This window comes from Desulfoluna sp. CYM3A (assembly GCF_056829965.1).
In genome coordinates this window covers 1,167,544-1,193,481 of record NZ_CP186556.1, presented here as the reverse complement: position 1 = coordinate 1,193,481, position 25,938 = coordinate 1,167,544, and the positions used below count along the sequence as shown (strand labels likewise).

General features: G+C 57.7%; 24 protein-coding genes, 1 pseudogene and 1 riboswitch. Of the genes and pseudogenes, 10 read left to right on the top strand and 15 right to left on the bottom strand.

The features are described 5' to 3' along the window. Window positions 1-98: 98 nt before the first annotated feature. The 5 genes from ACOYW1_RS06330 to ACOYW1_RS06310 all read right to left on the bottom strand — a co-directional run bounded on the left by ACOYW1_RS06330 (window position 99) and on the right by ACOYW1_RS06310 (window position 2,796). Window positions 99-1,247, bottom strand: coding sequence for an efflux RND transporter periplasmic adaptor subunit (locus tag ACOYW1_RS06330; protein WP_482422112.1), 1,149 nt, complete (start codon window positions 1,245-1,247; stop codon window positions 99-101). Window positions 1,248-1,370: 123 nt separating this feature from the next. After that, a complete protein-coding gene (locus tag ACOYW1_RS06325) occupies window positions 1,371-1,631 on the bottom strand; it encodes a hypothetical protein (protein WP_482422111.1) in 261 nt (86 codons plus the stop codon). A gap of 385 nt (window positions 1,632-2,016) precedes the next feature. After that, complete coding sequence (locus tag ACOYW1_RS06320) at window positions 2,017-2,190, bottom strand: hypothetical protein (protein WP_482422110.1); 174 nt, start codon at window positions 2,188-2,190, stop codon at window positions 2,017-2,019. A 32-nt stretch (window positions 2,191-2,222) separates the two neighbouring features. Then, window positions 2,223-2,414 (bottom strand): hypothetical protein, encoded by a 192-nt coding sequence (locus tag ACOYW1_RS06315; RefSeq protein ID WP_482422109.1) that lies wholly within the window; start codon window positions 2,412-2,414, stop codon window positions 2,223-2,225. A gap of 16 nt (window positions 2,415-2,430) precedes the next feature. Then, complete coding sequence (locus tag ACOYW1_RS06310) at window positions 2,431-2,796, bottom strand: hypothetical protein (RefSeq protein ID WP_482422108.1); 366 nt, start codon at window positions 2,794-2,796, stop codon at window positions 2,431-2,433. On the opposite strand from ACOYW1_RS06310, the pseudogene ACOYW1_RS06305 reads away from it, so the two are divergent. Next, window positions 2,701-3,123: pseudogene (locus ACOYW1_RS06305) on the top strand (sigma-54 factor interaction domain-containing protein); the annotation flags it as partial. The gene ACOYW1_RS06310 and the pseudogene ACOYW1_RS06305 overlap by 96 nt on opposite strands. A gap of 211 nt (window positions 3,124-3,334) precedes the next feature. Beyond that, the gene (locus ACOYW1_RS06300) at window positions 3,335-3,625 is read left to right on the top strand and encodes a helix-turn-helix domain-containing protein (protein WP_482422107.1); all 291 of its coding nucleotides are present in this window, start codon (window positions 3,335-3,337) and stop codon (window positions 3,623-3,625) included. A gap of 8 nt (window positions 3,626-3,633) precedes the next feature. Here ACOYW1_RS06300 and gap read toward each other — a convergent pair whose 3' ends face one another. From gap to ACOYW1_RS06275, 5 genes are all read right to left on the bottom strand, one after another. Next, window positions 3,634-4,650 (bottom strand): type I glyceraldehyde-3-phosphate dehydrogenase, encoded by a 1,017-nt coding sequence (gene gap / locus ACOYW1_RS06295; RefSeq protein ID WP_482422106.1) that lies wholly within the window; start codon window positions 4,648-4,650, stop codon window positions 3,634-3,636. A gap of 288 nt (window positions 4,651-4,938) precedes the next feature. After that, window positions 4,939-6,711 (bottom strand): hybrid sensor histidine kinase/response regulator, encoded by a 1,773-nt coding sequence (locus ACOYW1_RS06290; RefSeq protein ID WP_482422105.1) that lies wholly within the window; start codon window positions 6,709-6,711, stop codon window positions 4,939-4,941. Then, window positions 6,705-7,691: a transporter substrate-binding domain-containing protein gene (locus ACOYW1_RS06285; protein WP_482423674.1), complete on the bottom strand. Its 987-nt coding sequence runs from the start codon at window positions 7,689-7,691 to the stop codon at window positions 6,705-6,707. The genes ACOYW1_RS06290 and ACOYW1_RS06285 overlap by 7 nt, the downstream gene beginning before the upstream one ends. A 386-nt stretch (window positions 7,692-8,077) precedes the next feature. Continuing rightward, on the bottom strand, window positions 8,078-9,316 hold the full coding sequence (locus tag ACOYW1_RS06280) for an MFS transporter (RefSeq protein ID WP_482422104.1): 1,239 nt from the start codon (window positions 9,314-9,316) through the stop codon (window positions 8,078-8,080). Between the two features lie 7 nt (window positions 9,317-9,323). Continuing rightward, entirely contained in the window at window positions 9,324-9,599 is a 276-nt protein-coding gene (locus ACOYW1_RS06275) for a metal-sensing transcriptional repressor (protein ID WP_180144013.1), read from the bottom strand. Between the two features lie 438 nt (window positions 9,600-10,037). Between ACOYW1_RS06275 and ACOYW1_RS06270 the strand changes: the two genes are divergently transcribed. Together ACOYW1_RS06270 and ACOYW1_RS06265 are read left to right on the top strand one after the other, a co-directional pair. Further along, window positions 10,038-10,604 carry a DUF4382 domain-containing protein gene (locus ACOYW1_RS06270; RefSeq protein ID WP_482422103.1) on the top strand — a complete coding sequence of 189 codons (567 nt, stop codon included), beginning with the start codon at window positions 10,038-10,040 and terminating at the stop codon, window positions 10,602-10,604. A 100-nt stretch (window positions 10,605-10,704) separates the two neighbouring features. After that, window positions 10,705-11,256 carry a hypothetical protein gene (locus tag ACOYW1_RS06265; RefSeq protein WP_482422102.1) on the top strand — a complete coding sequence of 184 codons (552 nt, stop codon included), beginning with the start codon at window positions 10,705-10,707 and terminating at the stop codon, window positions 11,254-11,256. On the opposite strand, the gene ACOYW1_RS06260 is transcribed toward ACOYW1_RS06265, so the two are convergent. The 4 genes from ACOYW1_RS06260 to recA form a co-directional block, all read right to left on the bottom strand. Next, window positions 11,210-11,833 (bottom strand): HD domain-containing protein, encoded by a 624-nt coding sequence (locus ACOYW1_RS06260; RefSeq protein ID WP_482422101.1) that lies wholly within the window; start codon window positions 11,831-11,833, stop codon window positions 11,210-11,212. The two genes, ACOYW1_RS06265 and ACOYW1_RS06260, sit on opposite strands and share 47 nt — an antisense overlap. 411 nt (window positions 11,834-12,244) lie before the next feature. Then, window positions 12,245-12,724, bottom strand: coding sequence for a DHHA1 domain-containing protein (locus ACOYW1_RS06255; RefSeq protein WP_482422100.1), 480 nt, complete (start codon window positions 12,722-12,724; stop codon window positions 12,245-12,247). Next, window positions 12,648-14,867 carry an alanine--tRNA ligase gene (alaS, locus tag ACOYW1_RS06250; RefSeq protein WP_482422099.1) on the bottom strand — a complete coding sequence of 740 codons (2,220 nt, stop codon included), beginning with the start codon at window positions 14,865-14,867 and terminating at the stop codon, window positions 12,648-12,650. Before alaS ends, ACOYW1_RS06255 begins: the two co-directional genes overlap by 77 nt. Before the next feature lie 244 nt (window positions 14,868-15,111). Beyond that, complete coding sequence (gene recA, locus ACOYW1_RS06245) at window positions 15,112-16,137, bottom strand: recombinase RecA (protein WP_482422098.1); 1,026 nt, start codon at window positions 16,135-16,137, stop codon at window positions 15,112-15,114. Window positions 16,138-16,507: 370 nt separating this feature from the next. On the opposite strand from recA, the gene ACOYW1_RS06240 reads away from it, so the two are divergent. Continuing rightward, window positions 16,508-16,972: a glycine zipper 2TM domain-containing protein gene (locus ACOYW1_RS06240; RefSeq protein ID WP_482417058.1), complete on the top strand. Its 465-nt coding sequence runs from the start codon at window positions 16,508-16,510 to the stop codon at window positions 16,970-16,972. Window positions 16,973-17,080: 108 nt separating this feature from the next. Here the strand turns inward: ACOYW1_RS06240 and ACOYW1_RS06235 are convergent, their stop codons facing one another. Continuing rightward, window positions 17,081-18,463: a hypothetical protein gene (locus ACOYW1_RS06235; protein WP_482422097.1), complete on the bottom strand. Its 1,383-nt coding sequence runs from the start codon at window positions 18,461-18,463 to the stop codon at window positions 17,081-17,083. A 303-nt stretch (window positions 18,464-18,766) separates the two neighbouring features. Between ACOYW1_RS06235 and ACOYW1_RS06230 the strand changes: the two genes are divergently transcribed. From ACOYW1_RS06230 to ACOYW1_RS06210, 5 genes are all read left to right on the top strand, one after another. Next, entirely contained in the window at window positions 18,767-19,426 is a 660-nt protein-coding gene (locus tag ACOYW1_RS06230; protein WP_482422096.1) for a DUF2867 domain-containing protein, read from the top strand. A 562-nt stretch (window positions 19,427-19,988) separates the two neighbouring features. Beyond that, a riboswitch (cobalamin riboswitch) is annotated at window positions 19,989-20,175 on the top strand. Window positions 20,176-20,400: 225 nt separating this feature from the next. Continuing rightward, window positions 20,401-21,390, top strand: coding sequence for a helix-turn-helix transcriptional regulator (locus tag ACOYW1_RS06225; RefSeq protein ID WP_482422095.1), 990 nt, complete (start codon window positions 20,401-20,403; stop codon window positions 21,388-21,390). A 393-nt stretch (window positions 21,391-21,783) separates the two neighbouring features. Continuing rightward, on the top strand, window positions 21,784-23,895 hold the full coding sequence (locus ACOYW1_RS06220; RefSeq protein ID WP_482422094.1) for a TonB-dependent receptor: 2,112 nt from the start codon (window positions 21,784-21,786) through the stop codon (window positions 23,893-23,895). Further along, on the top strand, window positions 23,849-25,117 hold the full coding sequence (locus tag ACOYW1_RS06215; RefSeq protein ID WP_482422093.1) for a methyltransferase: 1,269 nt from the start codon (window positions 23,849-23,851) through the stop codon (window positions 25,115-25,117). Before ACOYW1_RS06220 ends, ACOYW1_RS06215 begins: the two co-directional genes overlap by 47 nt. Continuing rightward, window positions 25,114-25,875: an MFS transporter gene (locus tag ACOYW1_RS06210; RefSeq protein WP_482422092.1), complete on the top strand. Its 762-nt coding sequence runs from the start codon at window positions 25,114-25,116 to the stop codon at window positions 25,873-25,875. Before ACOYW1_RS06215 ends, ACOYW1_RS06210 begins: the two co-directional genes overlap by 4 nt. Window positions 25,876-25,938: the final 63 nt, after the last annotated feature.

Sequence of the window (25,938 nt, the reverse complement as noted above, 5' to 3'; positions counted from 1 at the left end):
GCCAAACGTTTGAAAAGTTCGACCAATCAGGTTGATGCACCCCAAACCGTCTTCGTGCCTCAGGGGAGAATCCGGCGTTGACGGCAGAGGGCGTGTCTCTACATTTCACCGCCCACGTTGGTGGGGCTCACCTCGGGCAGGACCTTCACCTTGCGCCCGTCGGAAAGGCCCCGCACACCGGCGGCGATCACCTGCATCCCCTCTTCCAGGGGGCCGTCGATACGCAGGCCTTTGCGGTCCGCGCCCAGGAGTTCCACCGACACCTGACGTGCCGCCATCTCCTTTTCGTCCACCACCCAGACAAAGCTGCCTTCCTCCACGGTGTTCACCACGGCGGTCTCCGGAACGGCAAACCCTGCCTCCACATCCCTTGCGGTGAGGGTCACCTCCGAGGCCATGCCCGGACGGATGCGGTGCCCCGCATTCTCATTGAGGGTCAGGTAAAGGGGGTAAGAACGGTTGGAGGGGTTGGGATTCTTGGAAAGCTCCTTGACCGTTGCGGCCAGGGTCTCACCGGGCAGGGCGTCAAACCGGCAGGCGATGCCACCGATGCGCTTGACGATGGGGAGCATCCCCTCGGGGATGGCCACCTCCACCTCCATGTGATCCAGGTCCACAAGGGAGATAACGGGCTGGCCCTGGGCCACGGTCTCGTGGTTTTCGATGAATTTTTCATGCACATACCCGTCAAAGGGGGCGATGAGCACTGTGTCGGCCAGGCTGTTCTTTGCCTCTTCCAGATTTTTTTCCGCGGCATCCACACTGGCCCCGGCCACCTCATAGGTGGCGGTGATGCTGTCGAAAGTGGCCTGGGCCGCGGCGCTCTCCGCACGCAGGGTCTTGTAGCGCCGGTACTGGAGCTCCGCCTCTTTCAACTGGGCCCTGGACACGGTCAGGCTGGCGGTGAGGGTGGCCACCTTGACCTCGAAGTCCCGCGGATCGATGCGGGCGATAACCTCTCCTTTCCGCACTTTTTCTCCCCTGTCCACGGCCAGGGTCACCACAGGACCGCCCACCCGAAAGGAGAGATCCACGTCCCTCAGGGAACGCACCGTACCGGGAAAGCGCCACGCGGCGTTCTCGCCGGGCCGACACAACGTCACCGCCTTCACGGGACGGATTGTCTTGTTCTCCTGCACCTTGTTGGCCTGGCTCTCCGAGCATCCGGCCGAGGCCAGGGCCAACATCATCCCTGCCACAAGGGCCGCCGCTCCCCGTATGTTTATCTGTCCTGTTCGTTTCATCATTCCATCGTTCCTGTGTTTAATTGTGAAGGGGCGAGAGTCCCCTAACCCGGATATTTCACAATAACCGACCGCCATAGCATTGCGGCCACCTTGATCCGATCGGTTTCCCATAAAATCTCCGGGTTAGCCCTTTGCCTTCCAAAACGAGACATGCACATGGCCCAAATCCTCCAGGGCCCAGACCAGAAGATCCCGCTGGGCCGCTACACCCTCGGGATCCCGGACCTGAGACCATTCGATGGCCACGGCCCAGTCGTTTTCAATGCGCTCGTTGCGGTAAAGCCTGCAGGCACGTCCGGCCACATGGCAAAATCGTGTAAACAGGTCAGACACCTTGTGATCGCTGCCCAAGTCCGTCAACCTCACCTCTTCCCTGCAATTCATAGTCTGCTCCATTTACCGGGCGAGCGAGTCGGCTCGCCGTTGATCATCCGTATGCGTAGGCATGATGTATCCGGGAAAACACCTTGCCCGCCCTTTGGGCCGACCGCCCTGAAGATGGGGGGGGATCATTGCGACCGGCGCGCTGGAACAGGTGTCGATGTTTTCCCGGACTCCCTGGCGGGAACCACCCGAAGGTGACAGGGGGCTGTTACCAAGCCATCCCCCTCCGCCGTGATTCACTTCTTTACCTTGCCAAAAGCATGCCATATTTTTTACTCATGTATATTCAGGACATTACACACAAGCAAAATCAAAAATGTCATATACGACATTTTCATATGTTGCATACGGCACCCTCTTTCGGTACATATCGTATATGACACTTTTACTGCCGCACCTTCCCATTGCGGCGGACCTTATGGGTGAATCCCGCCTTTTCCATTGGAGTAACGCCATGCCCAGAACCGACGACATCAGCTTTTTCCACCAGGGCACCCTGGCCATCTGCGGAAGTATCGACATCGGCGAAGCCCTGCAGGAGTGCCTGGTCTTTCTGCAACGCTACATGCCGGCCGAAAACATCACCATGGACTATCTGGACACATCCATCCCGGGCATCTGCACCGTGGCCCAGGCGGGCTTTCCCCTGATGGCACCGGGAACCATTGTGGAGATCTCCGACCGTGAGGTGGCCTTCATCGAATCCCAGTGGAGCCAGACCACCTTGAGCAACCGCCCGGAAGACAACCCCGTGGCCCAGCGGGTGGCGGCCCACGTGGGCATCGACTCCGTCTTCTCTTCAGCCGTCCTTCACCTGATGACCAAAAACCAGCGACTGGGGGTGGTGGCGGTGAGCGCCTTGAAGGAGGGGCAGTTCACCGAAGAACACGCCCGGCTCCTCTCCCTGCTCCACGACCCCTTTGCCGTGGCCATGAGCAACGCCTTGAGGTACCAGGAGGTGCTTCGACTTCAGGAGATGCTCAAGGACGACAACCGTTTTCTGACAAACGAACTCCACCGCATGAGCGGGGACACCATCATCGGGGAACATTTCGGGCTGAGGGAGGTGATGGAAAAGGTGCGGCAGGTGGCGCCCCTGGACAGCCAGGTGCTTCTTCTGGGGGAAACCGGGGTGGGAAAGGAGGTCATCGCCAATGCGATTCACTACAACTCGTCCAGATCAAAGGGCCCTTTCATCAAGGTCAACTGCGGGGCCATTCCCGAGAGCCTTCTGGACAGCGAACTCTTCGGCCATGAAAAGGGGGCCTTCACCGGCGCCCTCTCCCGGAAACGGGGACGATTCGAACGGGCCCACGGGGGGACCCTGTTCTTAGATGAGATCGGGGAGTTGCCCCAGGCAGCCCAGGTGAGGCTGCTGCGAGTGCTTCAGACCAAGGAGTTTGAACGGGTGGGGGGCACGGAGCCCATCAAGGCGGATGTGCGGATCATCGCCGCCACCCACCGGAGGCTGGAGAGCATGGTCAAGGAGAACACCTTTCGGAAAGACCTCTGGTTCCGGCTCAACGTCTTTCCCCTGACCATCCCCCCCTTAAGGGAGAGAAAGGCCGACATTCCGGCCCTGGTAAACCATTTCATCGAAAAAAAGAGCCACGAGATGAAGCTGCCCTACCGCCCGGTGCCGGCCGCCTTGAGCGTCGGAGGGCCACCACTGGCCCGGCAATGTCCGGGAGCTGGAGAACATCGTGGAACGGGAGATCATCCGCAACTACTCCGGGGACCGCGACACCCCGTTGCTCTTTGCCGAGGTGGCGGCGCCCCAAGGCCTTGTCCGCGAACCGGCAGCCCCCCTGGCCGAGGAAGGGCCCACCAACCTGGATGCGGTGATCAGCCGGCACCTGAGCCACATGATGACCCGAACCGGCGGAAAAATCCAAGGGGAAGACGGGGCGGCCGCCCTGTTGGGCATCCACCCCAGCACCCTGCGCCACAGGCTGAGAAAACTGGGGATTCCCTTCGGGCGCGGGGCGTTCTGACGGACCCCTTACGCTTCGGCCTGCATGAGGGCCAGGGTGGTGTCCAGCATGCGGTTGGCGTAGCCCCACTCGTTGTCGAACCAGGCCAGGACACTCACGGTGTGGCCGGAGACGCGGGTCTGGGTGCCGTCCACCACGGAAGAACGGGGGTCGTGGTTGTAGTCGCAGGAGACCAGGGGCACCTCGGTGTAGCCCAGGATGCCGTTCATCCCGTTGTGGGCCGCTTTGTACAGGGCCTCGTTCACGGCCTGGGCATCGGTCTTCTCCCGCACCTGGGCGGTGAGCTGCATGGCCGAGACGTTGAGGGTCGGCACCCTAAGGGCCAGGGCTTCAAAGCGCCCCTCAAGGTGGGGGAGGATGCGATCCAGACCCTTGGCAAGCCCCGTGTTCACGGGGATGATGGAGTGGCTGGAGCTCCGGGTCTTGCGGAGGTCCTGGTCATGATAGGCGTCGATGACCGGCTGATCGTTCATCATGGAATGCACCGTGGTGATGACCCCGCTCTCGATGCCGAAGGACTCGTCCAGGGTCTTGATCACCGGCACAATGCAGTTGGTGGTGCACGAGGCGTTGGAGATTACGGTGTGCTCTTTTTTCAGGGTGTCGTGGTTGGTGCCGTACACAATGGTGGCGTCCACGTCCGGTTCGGCCGGACAGGAGTAGACCACTTTTTTAGCCCCGGCCTCGATGTGCTTTTCGGCCATGGCGCGCCGGGTGAAACACCCGGTGCACTCCAGCACCACGTCCACGTCCAGCCGGTCCCAGGCCAGGCGGGAGAGCTCTTTCTGGTAGGTAACGGCAATGGGGTCTCCGTTGACCACCAGGGTGTGTCCCTCGCAGGAGACCTCCCCGTCAAACCGCCCGTGGGTGGAATCGTACTTCGTCAGGTGGGCGATGGACTCGATATCGGAAAGCTCGTTGATCCCCACGATCACCAGGTCGTCCCGGTGACTCGACTCGTAAAGGGCCCGCAAAATACATCGCCCGATACGACCATATCCGTTGATTGCAACTCTGTATGTCATGAAAACCAATCCATAAAAACCTGCCTGCGCCCGGCGCCTTTTCGAAAGCCCCCTTCCGGGCGTCCTGCGCAAACCGTTTTTTTCTTCCGTCACCCCTGATGCCGGCTGTTGTGATGCGTTCGTTACGAAGCGCCTCCCCTTTGCATAAAAACACTGGGGAAAACGCCTTGACAGTTCCGGGTCCGGCCCCGACGGTCGTGTCACCTCCGGGCCGGAAAGGGCTGTACTATACCAAAGTCCCGACCTCAAGTGTAGGGATATATCCCGGGCAGGCGCGCCCGCAAGGCGTCACCCCTCCATGGCGGCGGAGATCACGGCCATAAGGTCGGCATGGGTATAGGGCTTGACGATGGCCGCGCAGAATCCGTGGGCCATGTAATCGGCCATCACCGGATCGTTGGAGTAGCCGCTGGAGACCACCACCCGGGCATCGGGGTCCCGTTGCAGGATGATGCCCGCAGCTTCCAGCCCGCCCATGGCACCGGCCACGGTGAGGTCCGTGATCACCACGTCCACAGGTTCCGGCCCGCCATGGCGTTCCCTGTAAACGGCCACCGCCTCTTCACCGCTGGCGGTGAGCAGCACCTCATAGCCCATGGAGACCAGAAGGCCCTCCACCACCTCCCTGACCATCTCTTCATCATCCATCACCAGGATCCGGCCCCGCCCCAGGGCCTGGGGCCGGGGTTGCGCCTCAAGAGGCTCAGAAAGAACCTCCTCCGATGCGGGCAGGTAGAGGGTAAAACAGGTCCCCCGGCCGGGGGTGGACGCCACCTCGATATGCCCGTCATGCTTGGACACGATGGAATGGGTGGTGGCAAGGCCGAGGCCGCTTCCGGTTTTCTTGGTGGTGAAAAAAGGATCGAAGACCCGGTCCCTGATCTCCTCCGGGATGCCGGGCCCCTCGTCGCAAAAGGTGAGTTTCACATACCGGTCGCCCTTGAGGGGAAGGAGCCCCACCTTCTCCGCCTTGATGGAGTGGTTCTCCGCGGCGATGGTGATGACCCCGCCCCGGGGCATGGCCTGCACCGCGTTGAGGATCAGGTTCTGGGCCACCTGGCTGATCTGGCCCGCATCGATCTCCGCAGGCCAGAGGTCGTCGGCAAAACGGGTTTCGCAGCGCACCCGGCTGCCCCGAAGCACGAACCCGGCGGACTCCCGAACCACATCCACCACCGAAGCCACACGGATGACGGGCGCCCCGCCCTTGGAGAAGGTCAAGAGCTGCTGGGTGAGGTCCTTGGCTCGGTCGCAGGCCTTGAGCACATCCGTCAGGAGCCGATGGGTCTCGGAGGCCTCCTGGCAACGGGTCCGCGCAAGGCTCACCCCACCCAGAACCGCCGTAAGGATATTGTTGAAATCGTGGGCGATGCCCCCGGCAAGCACCCCCACAGACTCAAGCTTTCTGACCTTGAGGAGTTCATCTTCCATGCGGTTTTCGTCGGTGACGTCCCGGAACACGAGGACCACCCCCACAATGGTGCTGGTGCGATCCATGATGGGCGCCCCGCTGTCTGCGATGCTGCGCTCGGTGCCGTCTTTTGCGATGAGGGCCGTATGATTTGCCAGGGTGATGATGTTGCCCGTTGCCAGGACCTTATCCACCGGGTTTTCGCACGGCTTGCGGGTCTTCTCGTTGATGATGCGGAACACCTCGGCCATGGGGCGCCCGACGGCCTCGTTCTGGGTCCAGCCCGTGAGCTTTTCAGCCACCTTGTTCATCAGGACCACATGCCCGGAGACATCACTGGTGATCACCCCGTCCCCGATGCTCCGAAGGGTCACGGCCAGGCGCTCTTTTTCCTCGGAGAGCTTCTCCTCGGCCTCTTTCCTGGCGCTGATATCCCGGCCCACGGAGACCACGCAGGCCTGGTCCGTAAGGCGGGCCACCTTCAGGGAGACCTCCACCCAGAAAGCCGTTCCGTCCTTTCGTCGGCTCTGCCACTGGACCACCCGGGGGTCTCCCTGTGCCACCTGCCGAAACAGGGCCATGGCCTTGTCCCCGGTGGAGTCCCTTCCCGGAGAGAAGGGTCTCAAAGCCCACCCAGGTCTGATTAGCACCCATATCCCAGCATGGCAAGTCCGGGCTTGTTGATGTCCACCACCGCACCGGTTTCGGCGTCATGGAGGATAATGGCGTCGTTGGGGGTATTGAAAATCTCCCGGTAACGCCGCTCACTTTCCCGAAAGGCCCGCTCCGCCTGGAGCCTTTCGTCGATCTGGCGACTCAGGATATCGTTGGCCTTGGAGAGCTCCTCCGTGCGCCGGGCCACCTTCCGTTTCAACGCCCAGCTCCACAGCAGAAACAAAAGGGCCACAGCCACCAGGGGGCCCACCACCATGGACATGTGGACCAGGAGCTCCTTGCCGTTAAACTCCCTGGGCCGGTAAGCGCCGAACCACTTGGCATGAATCTCGTCGTACTGCCCCGAGGCCTTGATGGCGCTGAGCCCCTCGTTGAGCAGAGAGAGCAGACGCTGGTCCCCTTTTCTCACGGCAAAGCAGAAGGCGCGCTGTAAAATGGGAGGGCCCACGGGCCGGATGGCCTCCAGGCCTTCGTCCTTGATGATCATGAGCCCCTGGAGCCGGGAGACAAGGGCCGCATCCCCCTCCCCTGCCGCCAGGGCCTTGAGCACGTCGTGCATGTTCTCCCGCACCACGATCTCCACCGGTTCGCCCCTCTGAAGCAGATAATCGTGCCCGATGTCTTCTTTCTGAACGATGACCCGCCTGTGCCGGGTATCGTCAAGATCCCGGATGGGACTGCCCTCGGGGACAAACACGGCGTAGGACGCCACGTTATGAGGCGAACTGAAGGCAAAATGCCTCAATCGTTCCGGGGACCTGAACATGCCCATGAGCACATCCACCTCCCCGACCTGAAGGGCACTGCGGGCCTCATGCCAGGGCATGAGCCTCAGGCTGGTGAGAATCCCCATTTCCCGGGCCACGGCCCGGGTGATATCCACATCAAAGCCGGTGGGGGTACCCTGCTCGTCAAGGTACTCATACGGAGGGTAGCTGTTGTCTCCCCCGAAGATCAGATAGTCTGCCTCGCACTACGACAACAACAATCCAGCTCCGCACACCATACCGACAACCAGCCGCACCACACAGACCCGGAAGTTAAAACCCAGCACCGCACCCCCCTGTTTCGTATGTCACCATGCAGGCATGGTCGTCACGTCACCGACACACAGAGCACCCAAGGCCCCGGCCGCACAACCCGGAACAGCCTCCGAACGGCCAGGCACAAGCCGAGACAGCCGGAGGAACAAATCGCATGTTTACGCTTTGAATTACTGATCGCACGATTGAAGGAAAAACTGAAGGATTTAAAACAGAAAAATCTTCGGAAGGGGGTGTCGAAGCGCCCTATGCAAAGGGTTTTTCAGGCACATCCCCCGCAGAGCCAGCAGCGGGAGAGTCAAGGTGATTTCTGCTTCGGCAGCAGACAGGGTCCTCCCCCCAGGGAAAGGGAACGGCAAAAAGCACACCGACGAGGCATAGGGCGAGCACCAGGGCACAGACCCAAAGCCCCGTGGAGAGAATCCTCAAACAGAGCGGCCCCCAGGGGAAGCACCACAAGTGAGCACCCGTATGCAAGGCGCCCCAGCAGGCTCTGGAGGGAAAAATAGGTGCTTCGCTCATGGCGTCCGAGCAAGGGGGCAAGCTCGGCATTCACCAGGGGCGTTGACACCGCGCGGGAAGCGGTTCGGCCCACCAGCATCAGGGCCACCAGCGGATGCACCACAAGGGCCATGGCCCCGATGAGCACCACCTGGAGCAGGGCACAGGCAAGCAGGGTCCGCCGCACCACACACCGATGATGAATCCGACCGGCAAAGCGCGTCATAAAGGCCCCCAGGCCCATGGTCAGGGCCAGGTGCATACCGGAAAGGGGCGGTACCAGGGACGGCCCCACCCCGGACCACGCCAGGGCCTGCTTCAGGTAGGGTTGGTAAAACTCATAGGGAATATGGAGAAGCACGGTCATGGCAAGGGCGTAGAGGGTAAAAAAGCGAAGGCGGGGCCCCCGGGCTTTCCGCAGGACATGGCGAAGCTGGGGACCGAAGGACGCCGCCACCTTCCCTTTGGCCCCTTCGGGTTCCGCCATGGTCATCACGATCCCCAGCGAGATCATTGCCGTGGCACACGACAGCCCGTACACCCACCTCAAGTGACCGGCGGCGGCCAGCCCGCCCAGGAGTGCCGCCCCGCCACCGGCCAGGAGGCTGTATTTAAGGGCCCGCCCCTCCAGGGAAGCGTACTCGGCCTCTCGGCCCAAGTCCTTGAGACTCTCGTAGTGAAGGGCCGTGTCCGTTCCCGAAGCCGACGCAAACCCTGCGGCCAGAAAAAGCTGGGCCGCGGCAAACTGCCAGAAGGTGTGGCCGGTCAAAAAAAGAAGGTAGGCCAGGCCCAGGCAGCCGGAGGAACACATCAGGGTCCGCCTTCGCCCAAAGCGATCAGCGAGATATCCCGAAGGGACTTCGGCCGCGGCAACGGCTACATAATAGACAGCTTCCAGGTGCAGGGCCTCGGACAGGCTGAGCACCGAAGAGAAATAGAGAAAAAAGACCGGCCCCCAGAAGTAGCCATCCCTGAAAAAAAGATACCAGGGATATCGCGCAATGTTTGCCGTCAATGCCTCGCTTCGCTCTGTCATAGCCGTCTCACAGATATTTCGATATTTCTGCCAGCTCAGCCTTGATGTCACCGGCTGAGCGTTCTTTCAACGCGTGATCGTCCAGGCAGTGGTCGATATGATCGCGCACCAGGGCCTGCTTGGCGTTGCCCACGGCCCTGTAAACCGCCTGGAGCTGCCTGGCCACCTCCACACAGGGCGCCTCGCCCTCAATCATGGCTACCACCTTGGCCAGGTGCCCCCCGGCCCGTCTCAGCCGCTTGGCGATTTCATCATGATTTTTATGACGTGATGCGTCAGCCATTTGGCCCTCCTGTCATGGCGTCCGTGGTTCACAACCTATCCCCGGGGTGGGGATACATACACAACTACTTATTTTTCATATTCATTGCAAGAAACAAAATACATAGCATTAGCGCGCGTTACCTGTAAAGCAACAGAAAAACCCACGTTCACGGGAAAAGCCTTTCGTTCTTTTGGCCAAAAAGGGTACAATACCAACACGTAAGGCCAAGCCGTAACAACCGACGCCATAACGCCAACCCGGACAAAACATCCCCTTAAGACCTGAGTCCCTGACGGCACTCCGGGATCAAGCCATACCTCGACCGCTTCGCTTCAGCCCTGCAAAAAAACTTATGTACGCTTTCAGGAGCACCCTCTCCCCTCGCCCTTTTTGTTCCCACCCCTGCTCTTCCTGCTCCTTGCCTGAAACAAACACGCCAGCCCACAGGAGGCTTTCATGAACCCACGTTTTGTTTCAATCCTTGCGGCCCTTGTCTTCCTGGCCCTGGCAGGTTGCAGCTCCAGCTCCGATTCGTCAGACGCCAATTTCGGGGACCTCACCGTCCAGCTCACCGATGCCCCCTCCCCGGACTACAAAGCCGTCTACATCAGCGTCAATCAGGTGGAGGTCAACCGATCCGCCACCGATGAAAACGGGTGGCAGGTGGTGGACATCGTCAACGAAACCATCAACCTTCTGGATTATACCGGGGGGCTCTTGAAGTCCCTGGGCACTCGGGAGATGCCTGCCGGAGTGTACAATCAGGTGCGCCTGGTCCTGGCCAGCGCCCCGGATGAGCAAACGAACATCCTTGGATCGCTCCACCCCTTTGCACACTACGTGGTGGAGTTCGACGACTCCATTCACCAGCTCACCGTCCCCAGTGAGGACAGCAGCGGTGTCACGCGGACCAAACAATTCATCATCGACACAAACGCCAACGTCGAGCTGATCCTGGACTTTGAGACCATCGAGATGATAGATCCGTGGTACAGGGGGGCAACACCGGGCAATGGTTCTTGAAATCGATCCTTGAGGTGCTGGATACCCGGGAAATTGCACTCATATCCGGCTCCGTCACCGACAGCCCCACACCGGGCACGGCCCCGCACAGTCCGCTTTGGTGCAGACCTACGACGGCTTTGCCACCGACCCCAAAAACAGAGTCATCACCATTGGCTCCACCCTCACCGATGCGGCGGGTTCCTATGTCCTCAGGATCCCGGAGAGCACGTACAATCTCGTTGCCTACAATGACAACGAATTCAGCCCATTGTGCCGCCGCATCACCGCCCTTACGGGCACCCCCCTCACCGAGGATTTTGCATTGACCGGAACCAACCCCGCAGGCACATTAACCGTTAGAATCACAGGATTTAACGCCGGGAATGAAGAATCTATCACGGTGAGCGTACGCAGGGACGCCCCCTGTGGGACCGGCTTGCCCAATTTCATCGAACTGCTGTCCGAATCCTACTCTGCCGATGGTGCACTACAATATCACCCTACCCCCAACAACTACACGGTGGTGGCCTTCGGCGACCCCATCTCCTCGACCATAAGCAATACCTGGGAGATCACATCAGGGGGCAACAGAATTTTCGTAATAACCGGTCTCCACCGAATTGTCAGACACTCAGCTCCCGCTCCAGCTCGTCCAGAAATGACTCCATAACGCCATGGCGACGTTCCGCTTCCCGCCGCGCCGCGCCAGTATGCAGTGTATCTTTGAGGGTCAGGAGCTTGGCGTAAAAATGGTCCACGGCATAGGCCCGATCGTCCAGCTCCCTGTGCCTGCTAAAGGGGTCCTCCGGATGAAACATGGCCGAGTCCATGACCCCGCCCGTTAAAAAGCAGCGGGCTATGCCCAGGGCCCCAATGGCATCCAGCCGGTCAGCGTCCTGGACCACCCGGGCCTCCAGGGTCTCCGGTGTTTTTCCCAGGCTGAAGCTGTGGGCGTGGATGGCGTGATGCACGGCGGAAAGCGTGTCCCCGGAAACCCCGAGCCCCTTTAAAAACCGCACCGCCTCATCCGCCGCCAGGCGGGACGCAAAAGCCCTGTCCGGCGAATTCTTGGGCACGCTCACACAATCATGGAGCCACGCTGCAGGCACCACCACACCAAGATCCGCCCCTTCCGCTTCCCCGATGCGCCGGGCCATGGACACCACCCGTTTCACATGGCCCAGGTCGTGGGCCCCGTCCTGAACGGCTCGCCCTTTAAGAAACGCTTCACACGCTTTTTCCATCATCTTCTCCTTAAAAATGCCCCACACGTGCACAGGTTCAAACACATGCGTATGAGAGCGCCCCCTTATGTGAGTGTGACGCGTTACCAACGATGTAGGGAATATGCGGTAGGGTGCGCTTGCGCACCGCCGATAAATCGTAACGGTCATGCCTCCATATCCGGCTGACCTTCACACAGCATCAAAATATCAGAAGGCGTCGGTTTTTCGAACACTTGGTGCGCAAGCACACCCTACAGGGGATCGCATACCAGGATGTTAAAGTCACGCGAACCGCCCCCCTTCATCGGGTTCCAGATACCCCCACCTTGCCGCCGAAGGCTGCTTTGATTTTTTATGGCGCCCAACAAAAAACCCGCGACTCGGCATGAGTCGCGGGTTTGTTTTTTCATCTGGCGTCAAGGTGGCCCTGACTTAGCCGAGGTACTCGAACAGAGAGCTCAGGGCCTCGTCCAAGTGTTCCGGCTTGGAGCCACCGGCCTGGGCCATGTCGGGACGGCCGCCACCGCCGCCGCCAACGATGGCTGCGGCTTTCTTGACGATGTCACCGGCTTTGTAGGTTTTGGTGAGGTCTTTGGTCACCAGGGCAAGCAGAAGGGCTTTTCCGCCGGACTCGGTGCCGAGGAGAACAACGCCGGAGCCGATCTTGTCGCGGAAACGGTCGGCCAGCTCGCGGAGCTGGGCCGGGTTTTCCACGGAGACCTTCTTGGCCACGGCGCGGACTCCGTTCACCTCTTTGATGTCGTCATCGAGGCTTTCGGCGGCTTTGCCTGCCATCTGCATCTTGAGCTGCTTGAGCTCTTTTTCAAGAGCCTTGTTATCGGCCAGGATCTTTTCCAGGCGCTCGGAGAGTTCTCCGGGCCCGCTCCTCGACCATGGCTGATGCCTCGGCAAGGGTGTGGAGGCTCTTCTGGGTGCTTTCGATGGCCGAAGCACCGGTGAGGGCCTCGATACGCCGCACGCCCGAAGCGATGCCGGAGTCCGAAAGAATACGGAAGGCGCCGATGTCGCCGGATGCTGCCGTGTGGGTGCCCCCGCAGAACTCTTTGGAGAAATCCCCCATGGAGACCACGCGGACCCGGTCCCCGTACTTTTCGTCGAACAGGGCGGTGGCGCCGGTCTTCATGGCCTCTTCAGCGTCCATCTCTTCCACGCCCACGGGCACGTTCATGCGGATGCAGTCGTTGACGCGGGCTTCGATGGCATCCAGGGTGGCGCGGTCCACCGGGGCAAAGTGGGTAAAGTCAAACCGGAGGCGCTCCGGGCCCACCAGGGAGCCTGCCTGCTTGACGTGCTCGCCGAGCACCGAGCGAAGGGCGGCATGGAGGATGTGGGTGGCGCTGTGGTTCAGGGCGGTGGCGGCGCGTTTATCGCAATCCACGGCCAGAGTCGCCATGAGACCTGCCTTCACCGCTCCGCTCTCCACGCGGCACTTGTGGATAAAAAGGCCTGTGGGGTCCTTGATGGTATCGAGGACGGTCAGCTGAAATCCTTCCCCTGAGAGGGTCCCGCAGTCGCCCATCTGGCCCCCGGACTCCCCGTAGAACGGCGTGGCTTCCACCACAACCTCCACGTCGGTGCCCGCAGCCGGAGCCTCCACCTCTTCACCGTCCACGGCCACCACCAGGATTTTGGACTCTCCGGTAAGGCCTGCGTACCCGGTGAACTCGGTTTTCACACCCGCTGCAGAGAGCTTGCGGAAGGCTTCTCCGCTCCGGGTAAAGGCCACGCTGCTGCGGGATTTTTCCCGCTGGGCTTCCATGGCCTTGTCAAACCCTTCCAGATCCAGGGTGATGGTGTCGTCGGTGATGACATCGCGGATGATGTCCACGGGAAAACCGTAGGTATCGTAAAGCTTGAAGATCACATCCCCGGAGAGAACTTTCGCCTCAGACGCCTTCACGTCCTCCAGGGCCTCTTCCAGAAGCCTCAGGCCGTTGTCGAGGGTCACGGAGAAGCTCTCTTCCTCGTTTTTGATCACGCTGGTGATAAAGGCTTCGCTCTCTTTGAGCTCAGGATAGGCGTCGGCCATCATCTCCATGACCACGCGGCTGGTGGTGTGGAGGAAGGGCTCGGTGAGCCCGATAAAACGACCGTACCGGATGGCGCGGCGCATGATGCGGCGCAGCACGTAGCCCCGGCCTTCGTTTGCGGGCATGACCCCGTCGCTGATGAGGAAGGTGGCGGCGCGGCTGTGGTCGGAGATGACCTTCATGGCGATGGCGGTGTCGCCCCCGTCCGTCATCTTCTTGCCGGAGAGCTCCTCCACCTTGCCGATGATGGGGGTAAAGAGGTCGGTGTCGTAGTTGGTATCCGCGTTCTGCATGATGCTGGTGATGCGCTCAAGGCCCATGCCGGTGTCGATGCAGGGGTTGGGAAGGGGGGTAAGGGTCCCCTCTTCGTCCCGCTCGTACTGCATGAACACGAGGTTCCAGATCTCCAGGTAACGGTCACAGTCGCAGCCCACGGCGCAGTTGGGGTTGTCGCAGCCGAAGCGCTCCCCACGGTCGATGTGGATCTCGGTGCAGGGGCCGCAGGGCCCGGTGTCGCCCATGGCCCAGAAGTTATCGGCTTCGCCCAGGCGGACGATGCGGTCTTCGGGCACGCCGATCTTCTTGTTCCAGATTTCAAAGGCTTCGTCGTCATCCAGGTAGATGGAGACCCAGAGCTTGTCCACGGGAAGCTTGTACCCGTTGGTGAGAAGGTCCCAGGCAAAGGTGATGGCCTGCTCCTTGAAATAGTCGCCGAAGGAGAAGTTGCCGAGCATCTCGAAAAAGGTGTGGTGGCGAGCCGTGTACCCGACGTTTTCCAGGTCGTTGTGCTTGCCCCCGGCGCGAACGCACTTCTGGCTCGTCACGGCCGTTGTGTAGTCCCTCTTCTCTTCGCCGATGAAGGTACGCTTGAACTGCACCATGCCCGCGTTGGTAAAAAGGAGAGTGGGGTCATCCGACGGCACAAGAGACGAGCTCCTGACGTTCCGGTGGTTGTGCTTCTTAAAGTAGTCGATAAAGAGTTTTCGCGCTTCGCTGCCTTTCATCACCTTGCTCCATGGCAGGGCCCTTGGCCCCGGGTTGGACCGTTACGGTCCCTTGTGGTAAATGGTCAAAATCGACGTTCTCGAAAATAGGGTTCCCTGGGATCGACCCGCCTGGGAGGGTCGCCGGGCTTTTTCGAGGCCACCAAAAATAATATACACAAATAAACAGCAAAAGGGCCTGCGCCTGATCAGGCGCAGCGCCCTTTTTTCAGTTTATCAAATGATTCCTTGCAGAACCACCCTATTATGCGTCCGCCGCCTCGTCCGCGGGGGCTTCGGCAATGCCCAGGGCTTCTTTGACCTTGCCCAGAACTTCGTCGTACAGCTCGGTGTTTTCGGCAAAGAACTTCTTGGCGTTTTCACGGCCCTGGCCCACGCGCTCTCCGTTGTAGGAGTACCACGCGCCGCTCTTTTCCACGATACCGGCTTCCACACCGATGTCGATGAGCTCTCCGGTCTTGGAGATGCCTTCGCCGTACATGAGGTCGAACTCCGCCTCTTTGAAGGGAGGCGCCATCTTGTTCTTCACCACCTTCACGCGGGTACGGTTACCCATGACCTCGGTGCCGTCTTTGATGGCGGACGAACGACGGATCTCCATGCGCACGGATGAGTAGAACTTCAGGGCGTTGCCGCCGGTGGTGGTTTCGGGGTTGCCGAAGACCACGCCGATCTTCATACGGATCTGGTTGATGAAGATCACGGTGGTGTTGGTGCGACCGATGGTGGCGGTGAGCTTACGAAGGGCCTGGCTCATGAGGCGGGCCTGGAGGCCCATGTGGGCATCGCCCATCTCCCCTTCGATCTCGGCGCGGGGCACCAGGGCCGCCACGGAGTCCACCACGAGCACATCAACAGCGCCGCTTCGGACCAGCATGTCGGCGATCTCAAGGGCCTGCTCACCGGTGTCGGGCTGGGACACGAGCAGGTCGTCGCAGTTGACCCCCAGCTTCTGGGCGTACACAACATCCAGGGCGTGCTCGGCATCGATGAAAGCTGCAATGCCCCCGCGTTTCTGGGACTCAGCCACAATATGAAGGGTCAGGGTGGTTTTCCCGGATGATTCGGGGCCGTAGATCTCAATGACGCGACCCTTGGGCACACCACCTACTCCCAGGGCCTTGTCCAGGGCGATGGAACCGGTGGGAATAACGGGCACTGACGCCACTTCCCGGTTCCCAAGCTTCATGATGGCCCCTTTACCGAACTGGCGTTCAATCTGACCCATGGCCGTTTCAACGGCCTTATCCCTGTCAAAGGACGTGCCCATGCGCTCCTCCTTGGTCCTCTTTTCGGTCCGCTGCAGACAACCGAAAGTCTAAGGTATAATATCTATCTTGATTTACTGATTTTTTTACATAATTGAGACGAAAAGACATTTTTCGAATTTCTATCGATATATCACTCTTTGATCCATTATGCGAGCCCTGAAATAAACCGCCACCCCCTCCCGATTCCAGGGCTCCGCCCCCCGGCCCTGAGATTTGGTATTGATAAATCAGAACCCTTACTATAAACTTACGAAATCAATACCTTTTACACCTAAAATCTAACCCAGGGCATTGCCATGCCATCCTTGCCCGCCGACCTCATCACCCCCTGCCTGTTCACCACAAATAAAACCAAGGAGACCCTCCAAAATGAACACAAAAATCGCAGCCTATGCCGTGGCTATTTTTGTTTCAACCGCACTTCTGGGGTGCCAGCCCGGCAGCCAGGGAAGCAAAACCTACAAACCCGGCCAGGCCCAGCAGGCCATGTCCGTTTATTATGGCACAGTCCTCAATGTGGCCGATGTGCAGATCCAGCATGAAGAAAGCGGCGCAGGAGCCGTGGGAGGTGCCGTGGTAGGCGGGATTGTGGGCTCCACCATCGGCGGAGGCAGCGGCAGCACCCTGGCCACCACCGCCGGAGCCCTGGGCGGAGCTGCCGCGGGAAGCGCAGCCGAGCGCTCACGGGCCATGCGCCCCGGGGTTGAGATCGAGCTGGAACTCGACGACGGACGCATCATGGTGGTTGTCCAGGAGAAAGACGACGAATACGTCGTGGGGGACAGGGTCCGTCTCATCGAAAGCGGGGACGGCACGATGCGGGTCCGACAGTAACGTCAACGGCAAGCCTTGGATACCGCCAGAAACATCAAGGGCCCTGCAGCATAAACTGCAGGGCCCTTTTGCGCTCTCAAACAAAAACAGGAAGGGACACCGCCTCCGTCAAAAAACACTGGGCACCCAGCCAAAAAGCCCCGAAACAGCCCCCACATAACGAGCAACAACAACACTGTGCGCAGGTACATTGAAAACAAGGCCGAGAATCCCTGAAAAATAAAGATGCATCACCACGCCTTCAGGCGCATACCGGATGCCTTGCCTCCAAAAACGGACCGGCACCACAACACCGGCAAAAACAAGCCCCCAGAACAGCGCCGTTTCACAAACCGACACCACAGGAACAGCCATCAACACCCGGGTCATATCCACCATGCCCCGAATATCAAAAAACAGATATATTGCGCCGTACATACACTGGGACATGACATACGCCAGGAGCCCCACCTCAACAGCGTAAGATATAGTGGTACGTACAAGACCCGCAGCGCTCAACAGCAGCACCCCCACCGCCCCTGCGGAAGCCACCACAGCGCCCCAGAACACCACCCAGCCAGCGAACTCTGCCCATGTCACCGACGCAAAGACCAAAGCCTTACCGAAAAAAAAGGCTCCAACACCAACGCCTCCCATGGAGACAACATACAGCACCGGGACCATAACCAAGATCAAGGCGTTCAAAGGGTTCAGGACATAGCCTCTTGAATCCTCGGAGCCCGCATAATACGCGAAAGTCACCCACACGCTGCATGCCAGGGGCCTGAAGAACCCTGCGTAGAGAACCCCGGCAATCAGAAGCCACAGAACAGCCGCCCTTCCCCCTGAAGCGGTACCTCTCAACACCTCGTCGCCCAGGCTCATAATGTCCGGGTGCTTGAGCACATAATAAGCGGCACCAAGGGAGGCCGCACCCGAGGCCCCAAAAAGGAAGCGTCCCACCAGACTCTTCCCTGCCCCAAACATGGCCTCGGCCCTGTCCAGGCGAGCCTCGCCGAACCGCGCAGCAAACCCCGCAATAAAGATTCCATACATAAACACACGCGGGCCCCTGACCGAATAGTGAAAAAGGCTCAGCAGATAACCACTGGCGGCATACGCCACGCCCCCCACCAGAAAAAGCGACAGAAACCCAAGGCCCGGCGGCACGGGTCCATGGCCGCTCTTAGTTGAAACGTCACCACCATCCCCCGCCATGCCCCTTTCCTCACATCGGGACGCGCCCCCCAGACCAGTGCCGAGCAGCACCATGATCTTGTAGATGATGCCCATGACGACATCTATTGCCGACCAAAAAGGCACACAGGAAAGGTGCCCATGTCGTATCTTCCTCAGCGTATCCACCGTGTATCCCCTCATCCAATAAATAACCGACGGTTCTTGCTCACCACTACGGCGATAATCAGTTGTTACGGAACATCCGGGCTTAACGCCTTTGCAAGTTGTTGACAAATGCCCTTCAACACCCGGATGACGAGGACCATGGGGCACTCGGCTCGCCCGAAGGGTGAGAAAATCGAGCAGGAAACCGTGAATTACATTTTATACCTTTGAAATATCTAATCTTTCGTTACAACAACGACTTGGAATAACTCTCTATTATTAGAGATGGTCCGTTTTCTCATGAAATACCCGGGCTAAATTTCAATGGGACTATTCCACAGTTCTGTGCTTAATTGAGAGGGTCCCTCTCAACCAGCAGCGTTAGCTGAAAATAAAACATGCTGCTATGTGATTTGGTAACAAGAAGGGTCCATCATTTTTGGGAATAACGAGTCTTACAGAGGAGTAATCATGGATTTTACTGCCGCAGCCTCAACGCATACCAAATTCAACTGGAGGGTCCGTTCCCTGGCTTCCGATTTCATACTCGAGGATACTTGGGAGTTTCCATATGAATTCAGCGCAAAGGACGGGGTCGATTTACATTTGTTCCAGAAATCCGCCATTGAGCCCATGATGAAGGACATTTACGATGTCTCCTTAGCGGGAATGCTCTTCAGGGTACGAAAGGTTGTAGGCGCGTTATTTCGTATCGATAACAACTTGAACAATCACCCCATTCCGGGCTGCAGAGAAAAGAGCCTTCGGGATCGTTTGCAGGAGAGGGACCTTGAAAAAAACACTCCGCAGCGCGCGATGGACATCTCAACGCGCGACTATATGGACTTCAGGCCAGTGTATACCTTCGAGGACGAAACGCTCCATGAGCTCTCCAATTCCACCGAGCATGCGTTGATGCACTATGCCTGGTCTCCTTCGGGAGAAGGAAAGTGGAAGGTCCGCCTTGCAGTGTACATCAAGTACAGGAGCAGTTTCAGCGCGCTTTACATGAGATGTATCCGACCATTCCGCCACTACGTGGTCTACCCCCACATTTTCAGAAAGTGCATGGAACACTGGGAAGCACGATCCAATATGAAGGAGTCGCGTCTTGATGACCAGAAGGGTTAAAGCTTCGTTTTGCCCATCCTGATTGTATAAAACGTTGTCAGGTCGCGATGGTTATGGGGAAAGGGGTAACGACATGATCGTTGCTTACCCCGCCCTAAAAGGTATGCGAATCCGCCGCTTCGCATACGGCTTTCCGATGCCGAAAAAGACATAACCCACCTTGCTCCACCAGCTCCCTTCCATATCAACGACATCTCAGATAAGCCATTACCGGCCATGGCCTATGCAGGCGACCCTCAACACCACATGCCAATACAAACCTTCACCGAACCAGAACCTTTTCCGTTTGACATCCATAAACCCCTCATGTAATGACAATTCAATAAATCCAGAATAATTGTTGGCAAAGGATATGATGCCGATTGCCTTTTTTATGTGCAGTTCATGATCAGCCGATGGGATATCCCCTCTTCGACAATGTATTCTGGCAGACATACAGGGGCCCAAGCAGAAAAAAACACATTCCCTGGGAATGCCGTGATGAAGTAACCCGAACACCGTGGGCAACACGCTGGTGACTCACCACGCAGCCTGAGGGTTTCATTTGGTTTCTTCGATATTTGCTTCGGCCCTGACTTCAGGTACTGAATAAAATCAGTATAACAAGGAATCCTGTGAAAATCAGGAACGGGCCCGCCGCTGTAACCGGGGACGAACGCTGCACACAGCCACTGCCACACTGTGACGGGAAGGCGCAGCCAGTAGGATGATCCGGGAGTCAGAAGACTTACCTGAATGGAGATGTGTTATCACTTTATGGCACCAAAGTGATGACGTTGTTGTGGTATGAAAAACGGTAACCCACACAGGAGAGATCCTGTGTGGGTTTTTTATTGCCTGAGCACATACCGGAGGTATCGGCACCCGCCAGGCAATAAAGCACGTCACACGATGTTTTGATATCACTCCTTTGCCGCCATTCAGACACCATGCGGGCTACGTTTTAAACAAACCGTGTGTAAAGGGTGTGCTGTATGGACTCCGAATTAAGGCATCAACGTTCCGACGACATCGTTTCAGATCATATGGACCTTGAACTGAGGCGGCCCGAAAACGGTGAGCAGGGATGGACCAAAGAAATCCCCCTAAGGCCCGGGCTCTCCTTGATTCTTACCAAGGCAACCTATGCCGAAGGCGTGACCTCCCGTTTCGAAATGGAGCGGTCCCCACTGCTCTTTTGCTTTGTACTCTCAGGAAGCGGCCGATCCATAGTCAACCTGGGGAAACCCAAGCCGACAATCATCCAGGCAGAGACAGGCACATGCACCGTATCCTGTTTTCCAAATTCCCAAGGGTACAGCCAATTTCCCCCTGAAAAACCCGTTCACATGCTCCACATCCAGGTCGACCCGGTCGTGTTGGGCATGTTCTCCCGGGGGGATATGGAGCAAGCCCCCGCCGATCTCCGGGCTGTTATGGAGGGGTGCCCCAAGACCCACTACCACTATGCGGGCTCCATGCCCCCTGCCATGCAAACCGCCCTTCACCAGCTTCTCAATTGCCCGTATCAGGGCCTGATCAAACGAGTCTTCCTCGAAAGCAAGGCCCTTGAGTTGATATCGCTTCAACTTGAACAGGCTGCCATTGCCAGACACAGCATAAAAAAAACCGCTCCGCTTCGCCCTTCCGATATAGACCGTGTCCATGAGGCCATGGGCATTATCGTCGAGAATATGCAGACCCCGCCATCACTGCTGGAGCTTGCCAGTCGAGTCGGGCTGAATGATTTCAAGCTCAAGCACGGGTTCAGGCAGGTCTGTGGGCAAACGGCCTTCGGCTATTTACATGAGCATCGGATGGAGAGAGCCCGCCAGCTTCTGGAAGAGGGCAACATGAATATCAAGGAGATATCGTATCAGGTTGGCTATATGGACGCGGGGCGATTCTCCGATGCCTTTAAAACCAAATTCGGCATCAGGCCGAGCATTTACCGAAACAACACGTGCTTCAGCGCCATGCCTTAAGCCCCCTTCTTTCCCGGAAGCCTGAGCCCCCTTTGCTTTGGGCCCACGCACGGCTGAAGTAAAAATCAGGCAACAGCACACCGAGGAAGACTGCCTCCTTTAAAGCCGATTCCGTCCAAAAATCCATCCAGGTCATGCAAGAATCCGTTTCGGTCATACCACCCCCATTTCACCCCATGAACAGCGGCGCTATATTGCGGCAATACCATTACATGATGGCTTTATTTTTATCGTTTTTCACCCTTCAAAGGAGCCGGGTGCCCACCCTGATGATCCGTCATCAGCGCCTTGTGGCAACGAGGCTGCAAGGGCAACTCAGATGCGCTGAACTGCGGTTTGCCCCTTAAGTTCAGGCCCATCACTCGTAACAGATTCAGCTTTAAGGAACAGGTCATGAATAGAAACAGAGATCGATTTCCAAAGGGTTTTATGGCGTCGCTGCTCGTTGTACTGGTGGCTCTATCCCCATTATCAGCGTCTTTGGCGATGGCACAGGAGCAGAAAGCAGAACCGTCACCTTTTCGGCTTGAGCCCGTAACGGTTACGGCCCAAAAAGTGGAAGAGCATGTTCAGGATGTCCCCATGAGTCTGTCCGTCTTCACCGGCACCGACATTGAGGACTCCGGCAGCAAGGACATGAGTGATCTTGTTCGCTATGTCCCCAACCTGTTCATGAACGAATCCTCGGCGGAGAATCTATTGGTTTTAAGGGGTGTCTCCTCCTTTACAACCTCCATTTACTCTCCCACCGGGTTTTATGTGGACGGGGTCAATTTCCCGCTGCACTACATGTACAACACCGAACTGCTCGACCTTGAAAGGGCTGAGGTTTTGCGGGGCCCCCAAGGGACCCTGTACGGTCGCAACAGTGAATCCGGCGTCATCAACCTTGTGACCAGGCAGCCGGACAATGAGTTCAAGGGAAAGCTTTTCACCGAATACAGCAGCTACGACTCCTGGCGGGCCGGGATGAACGCAAGCGGCCCCATTATCGAAAACACCCTCTATCTGGGCGTTGCGGCTCAAGCAAGTATCTCCGACGGCTTCATCACAAACACATGCAACGGCGATGATAAAAGCGCTGAAAAAGACCAGAAGAACGGCCGCGCCACCCTGAGGTGGACCCCCACGGATCAGTGGGACCTGTCCTTCACAGCCGATTTCATGGACACCGATGACCAGCAGAATTCCTACAGGTACCGCACAGGACCGTATGCAACGGATTATAACACCATCAGCCACAACGACGCCGATGAGTACTCCCGCCAGGAAGGCAACGGCCAGACACTGAACATGAAGTATTCCGGCGAGTCCTTCAACATGACGTCCGTCACCGGGCTACGGAACTATTCCCACAGCTACAGCACCGATATGGACTGCACCAATGACCTGGGCCCCCTCAACTGGGGGGCTTCGCCCAACAAATACAGCATCGACCACATGAGCCAGGAGGTCAGGCTGTTCTCCCCGGACAACCAAGGGCCCTTTCAATGGCTCGCGGGAATATACGGGTTCAAGGAAGAAACTGAAGTAACAAGCGAAAGAAAAGCCTGGGCCATGAAGGCCGACACCGATATCGACATCGACGGGTATGCAGGATTCGGGCAGTGCACGGTCACGGTGTTGGATAAAATGCACCTGACGGCAGGCCTGAGGTTTGACCATCAGCAACTGCACGGAACCATGACGGGCAAAGGCGGGGCCGGGGTCATCGATCAGGACAAAAAGCTGGATTACAATGAGTGGCTCCCGAAGTTCTCCATCGCCTATGACCTTACCGGCAATGTCATGGCGTATACCACGGCGTCCAAAGGGTACATGGTCGGCGGGTACAACTATGGCTACATGCCCAGCGATAAAGAGGCGTTCTATTATGATCCCGAATACACCTGGAACTACGAGGCAGGTATCAAAACATCGTGGCTGGATGAGAGGCTCATTGCCAACCTGGCGGCCTTTTACATCGATATCGACGACAAACAGGTGGTGGAGTGGTCCTTTGCCGCAGGCACGTCCATAAACAACGCGGCAAAGGCCCATTGCATGGGCGTGGAACTGGAAGTTCAGGCCCGCCCCCTTCCCGGCCTGGACCTGTTCTCCGGCTTTGGGTACGTCAAATCAGAGTTCGACGACTGGAAGGCCCTGCAACAGGACGGCTCTTTTTATGATTTTGACGGAAACAGCCTCCCCAATGTCCCGCAGTACACCTACAACCTGGGCGCATCCTATTTCCTCGAAAATGGATTGTTCACAAGGGCGGAACTCCTCGGCACAGGTGAATTTTACGGAGACCCCAAAAACTACACCAAACAGGAAGCATACGAGATCGTAAACCTTCGCTTTGGGTACGAAGCCGAGAGCTGGAAGGTGGAAGTCTGGAGCAAAAACCTGCTGGATGAAGAATACGTCACGGCTCTGTTCGACAACAGCGCCATGGGCCTTGGCGAGCTGGTCCAGGATGGCGACCCCAGAACAATCGGCATTACGACCAGTTATTACTTTTAAACACCGACGTCTCTGGACGCAAAAAGTAAGTTGCCGTTTTCAACGCGATATTCTTGCCCTACAAACAAGCCGGGTGCCCCTCTTTTCCACCTACCGGAGCACCCGGCCCTCACAATCCCCAGGCCAGGCAAAGGCCTCGCATTTGGCTTTCCACGTAACGATAGAGACTTACATAAGGAGCGGCATCATGCCCTATTCCCCGAAAATAGACGCAGATTTTAGCACGCTGTATGAAATAATGACGGGCCCGGTTCAATCAAAGCTTCTGTTCGTCGGCATGGAGCTGAAGGTGTTTAATCAGCTGAAGGACCCCAGATCATCCCGTGAGGTGGCTGAGGCCCTGGGAACCCACCTCGAAAATACCAGGCTCTTTTTAAATGGCCTCACAGCCATGGGCTTGGTGACAAAAAGCAACCATCTATACAAGAACACGCCTTTTACACAAACCTCCCTTGTGGAAGGGAGCCCGACTTGCTTCAGCGACATGCTCAGGCAAATAGCGTCCATGCGGGAACGTGCCATTGCCGATCTTTCAGCGCTGGTCAAAAAAGGTCCTCCCCTGCCCTCAAAAGAGACAGACATGGGAGATGAAGAGGTCTGGGCCCGGTATGCCGTGTCAATGGCCAACTACCAGAGAGCCGGGGCAGCTCAACAGGCCGTTGAGATTGTCTCGGCCATTCCGGAATTTTCCTCTTTTAAAACCATGCTGGATTTAGGGGGTGGCCCCGGGATCATAGGGATAGCCCTTGTCAAAGCACATCCCACCATGAACGGGGTCATCTTTGATCAACCGGCCGTTGCCCGTATTGCTGAGCAGTTCATCAAAGAGCACCACATGGAAAATCGTATCACGACCATGGGGGGTGATTACAACGAGGACCCCATTGGCGGAAAATACGACCTGATATGGGCAAGCACGACACTCAATTTTGCCGAACCGAACATTGACAGCCTCATGCAAAAAATATATGAATCCCTAAATCCAGGAGGTTACTTTGTCAGCATCGCCGATGGACTGACCTGTGAACGCACACAGCCCGGACACTATGTGCTGGACCAGCTTCCCTCAGCGCTCATGGGCCATGATTTCGGTATGAACCAGGGCGTTATCGCAGGCGCCATGGTCCGTACCGGCTTTCAAACAGTCCGCAGCCAGACCATTCAAACCCCCATGATGCCCATGGAATTGGACATTGCCAGAAAGGCCTTATACCCATCATGAAGCACCCAACGATCCAGTTTAAAATGACCCTTTTGTTTGTCATGTACATGCTGCAGAACATCTATACCGGCTTAACCTGGGTTCTGCTGCCAATTCTCATGCGGAAGCAGGGGTTCGGTCTCAGTGAAATCGGCTTTTCTGTTTTGGTATACAGTCCCTGGGCCTTAAAATTTCTCTACGCATCACAGGTTGACCGCTGGCACTTTCCCTGGCTGGGGCGCCGTAAAAGCTGGTTTGCCCCTTTCATGATCCTGACCTGCCTTGCATTGCCCGTTCTGGCGTTTCTGGATCCCCAAACCCAGCTTGACAAAGTACTCATGGTGGTGTTTTTCCTCAACCTGTGCACATCCACCGCAGACATTGCCGTCGATGGATACGCCACGGATATCTTACAGCCCCATGAAATGCCCATGGGCAATACCATACAGATGTCTGGCTATTGGACCGGGATGCTCATCGGATCAAGCTTTTTCATAAGGCTGTATGAATCATCGGGCTGGAGTCATACCTTCATGGCGCTCACCGGACTCTACTGCCTGTTGACCGTGCCTGTTTTGCTGCATGGCGAGATCAAGCCCCTCACCTGGCAAAAACAGACCAACGTGCCGAGGACAACTGCATTAGAGTGCCCTGGCATTTGTCAGGACCGGGTCATTCCTGTATGTCGTGATGTTCCTGATAATCAGCTCACTGATCATGCGGGCGGGAAGCCAGCTCCGGTTTCCTATGCTGGTGGACAAGGGATTCAACACAGATGATATCGGCAAGCTCATGATGTACTTCGGCACTCCCATGTCCATTATAGGGTCTGTTATCGGAGG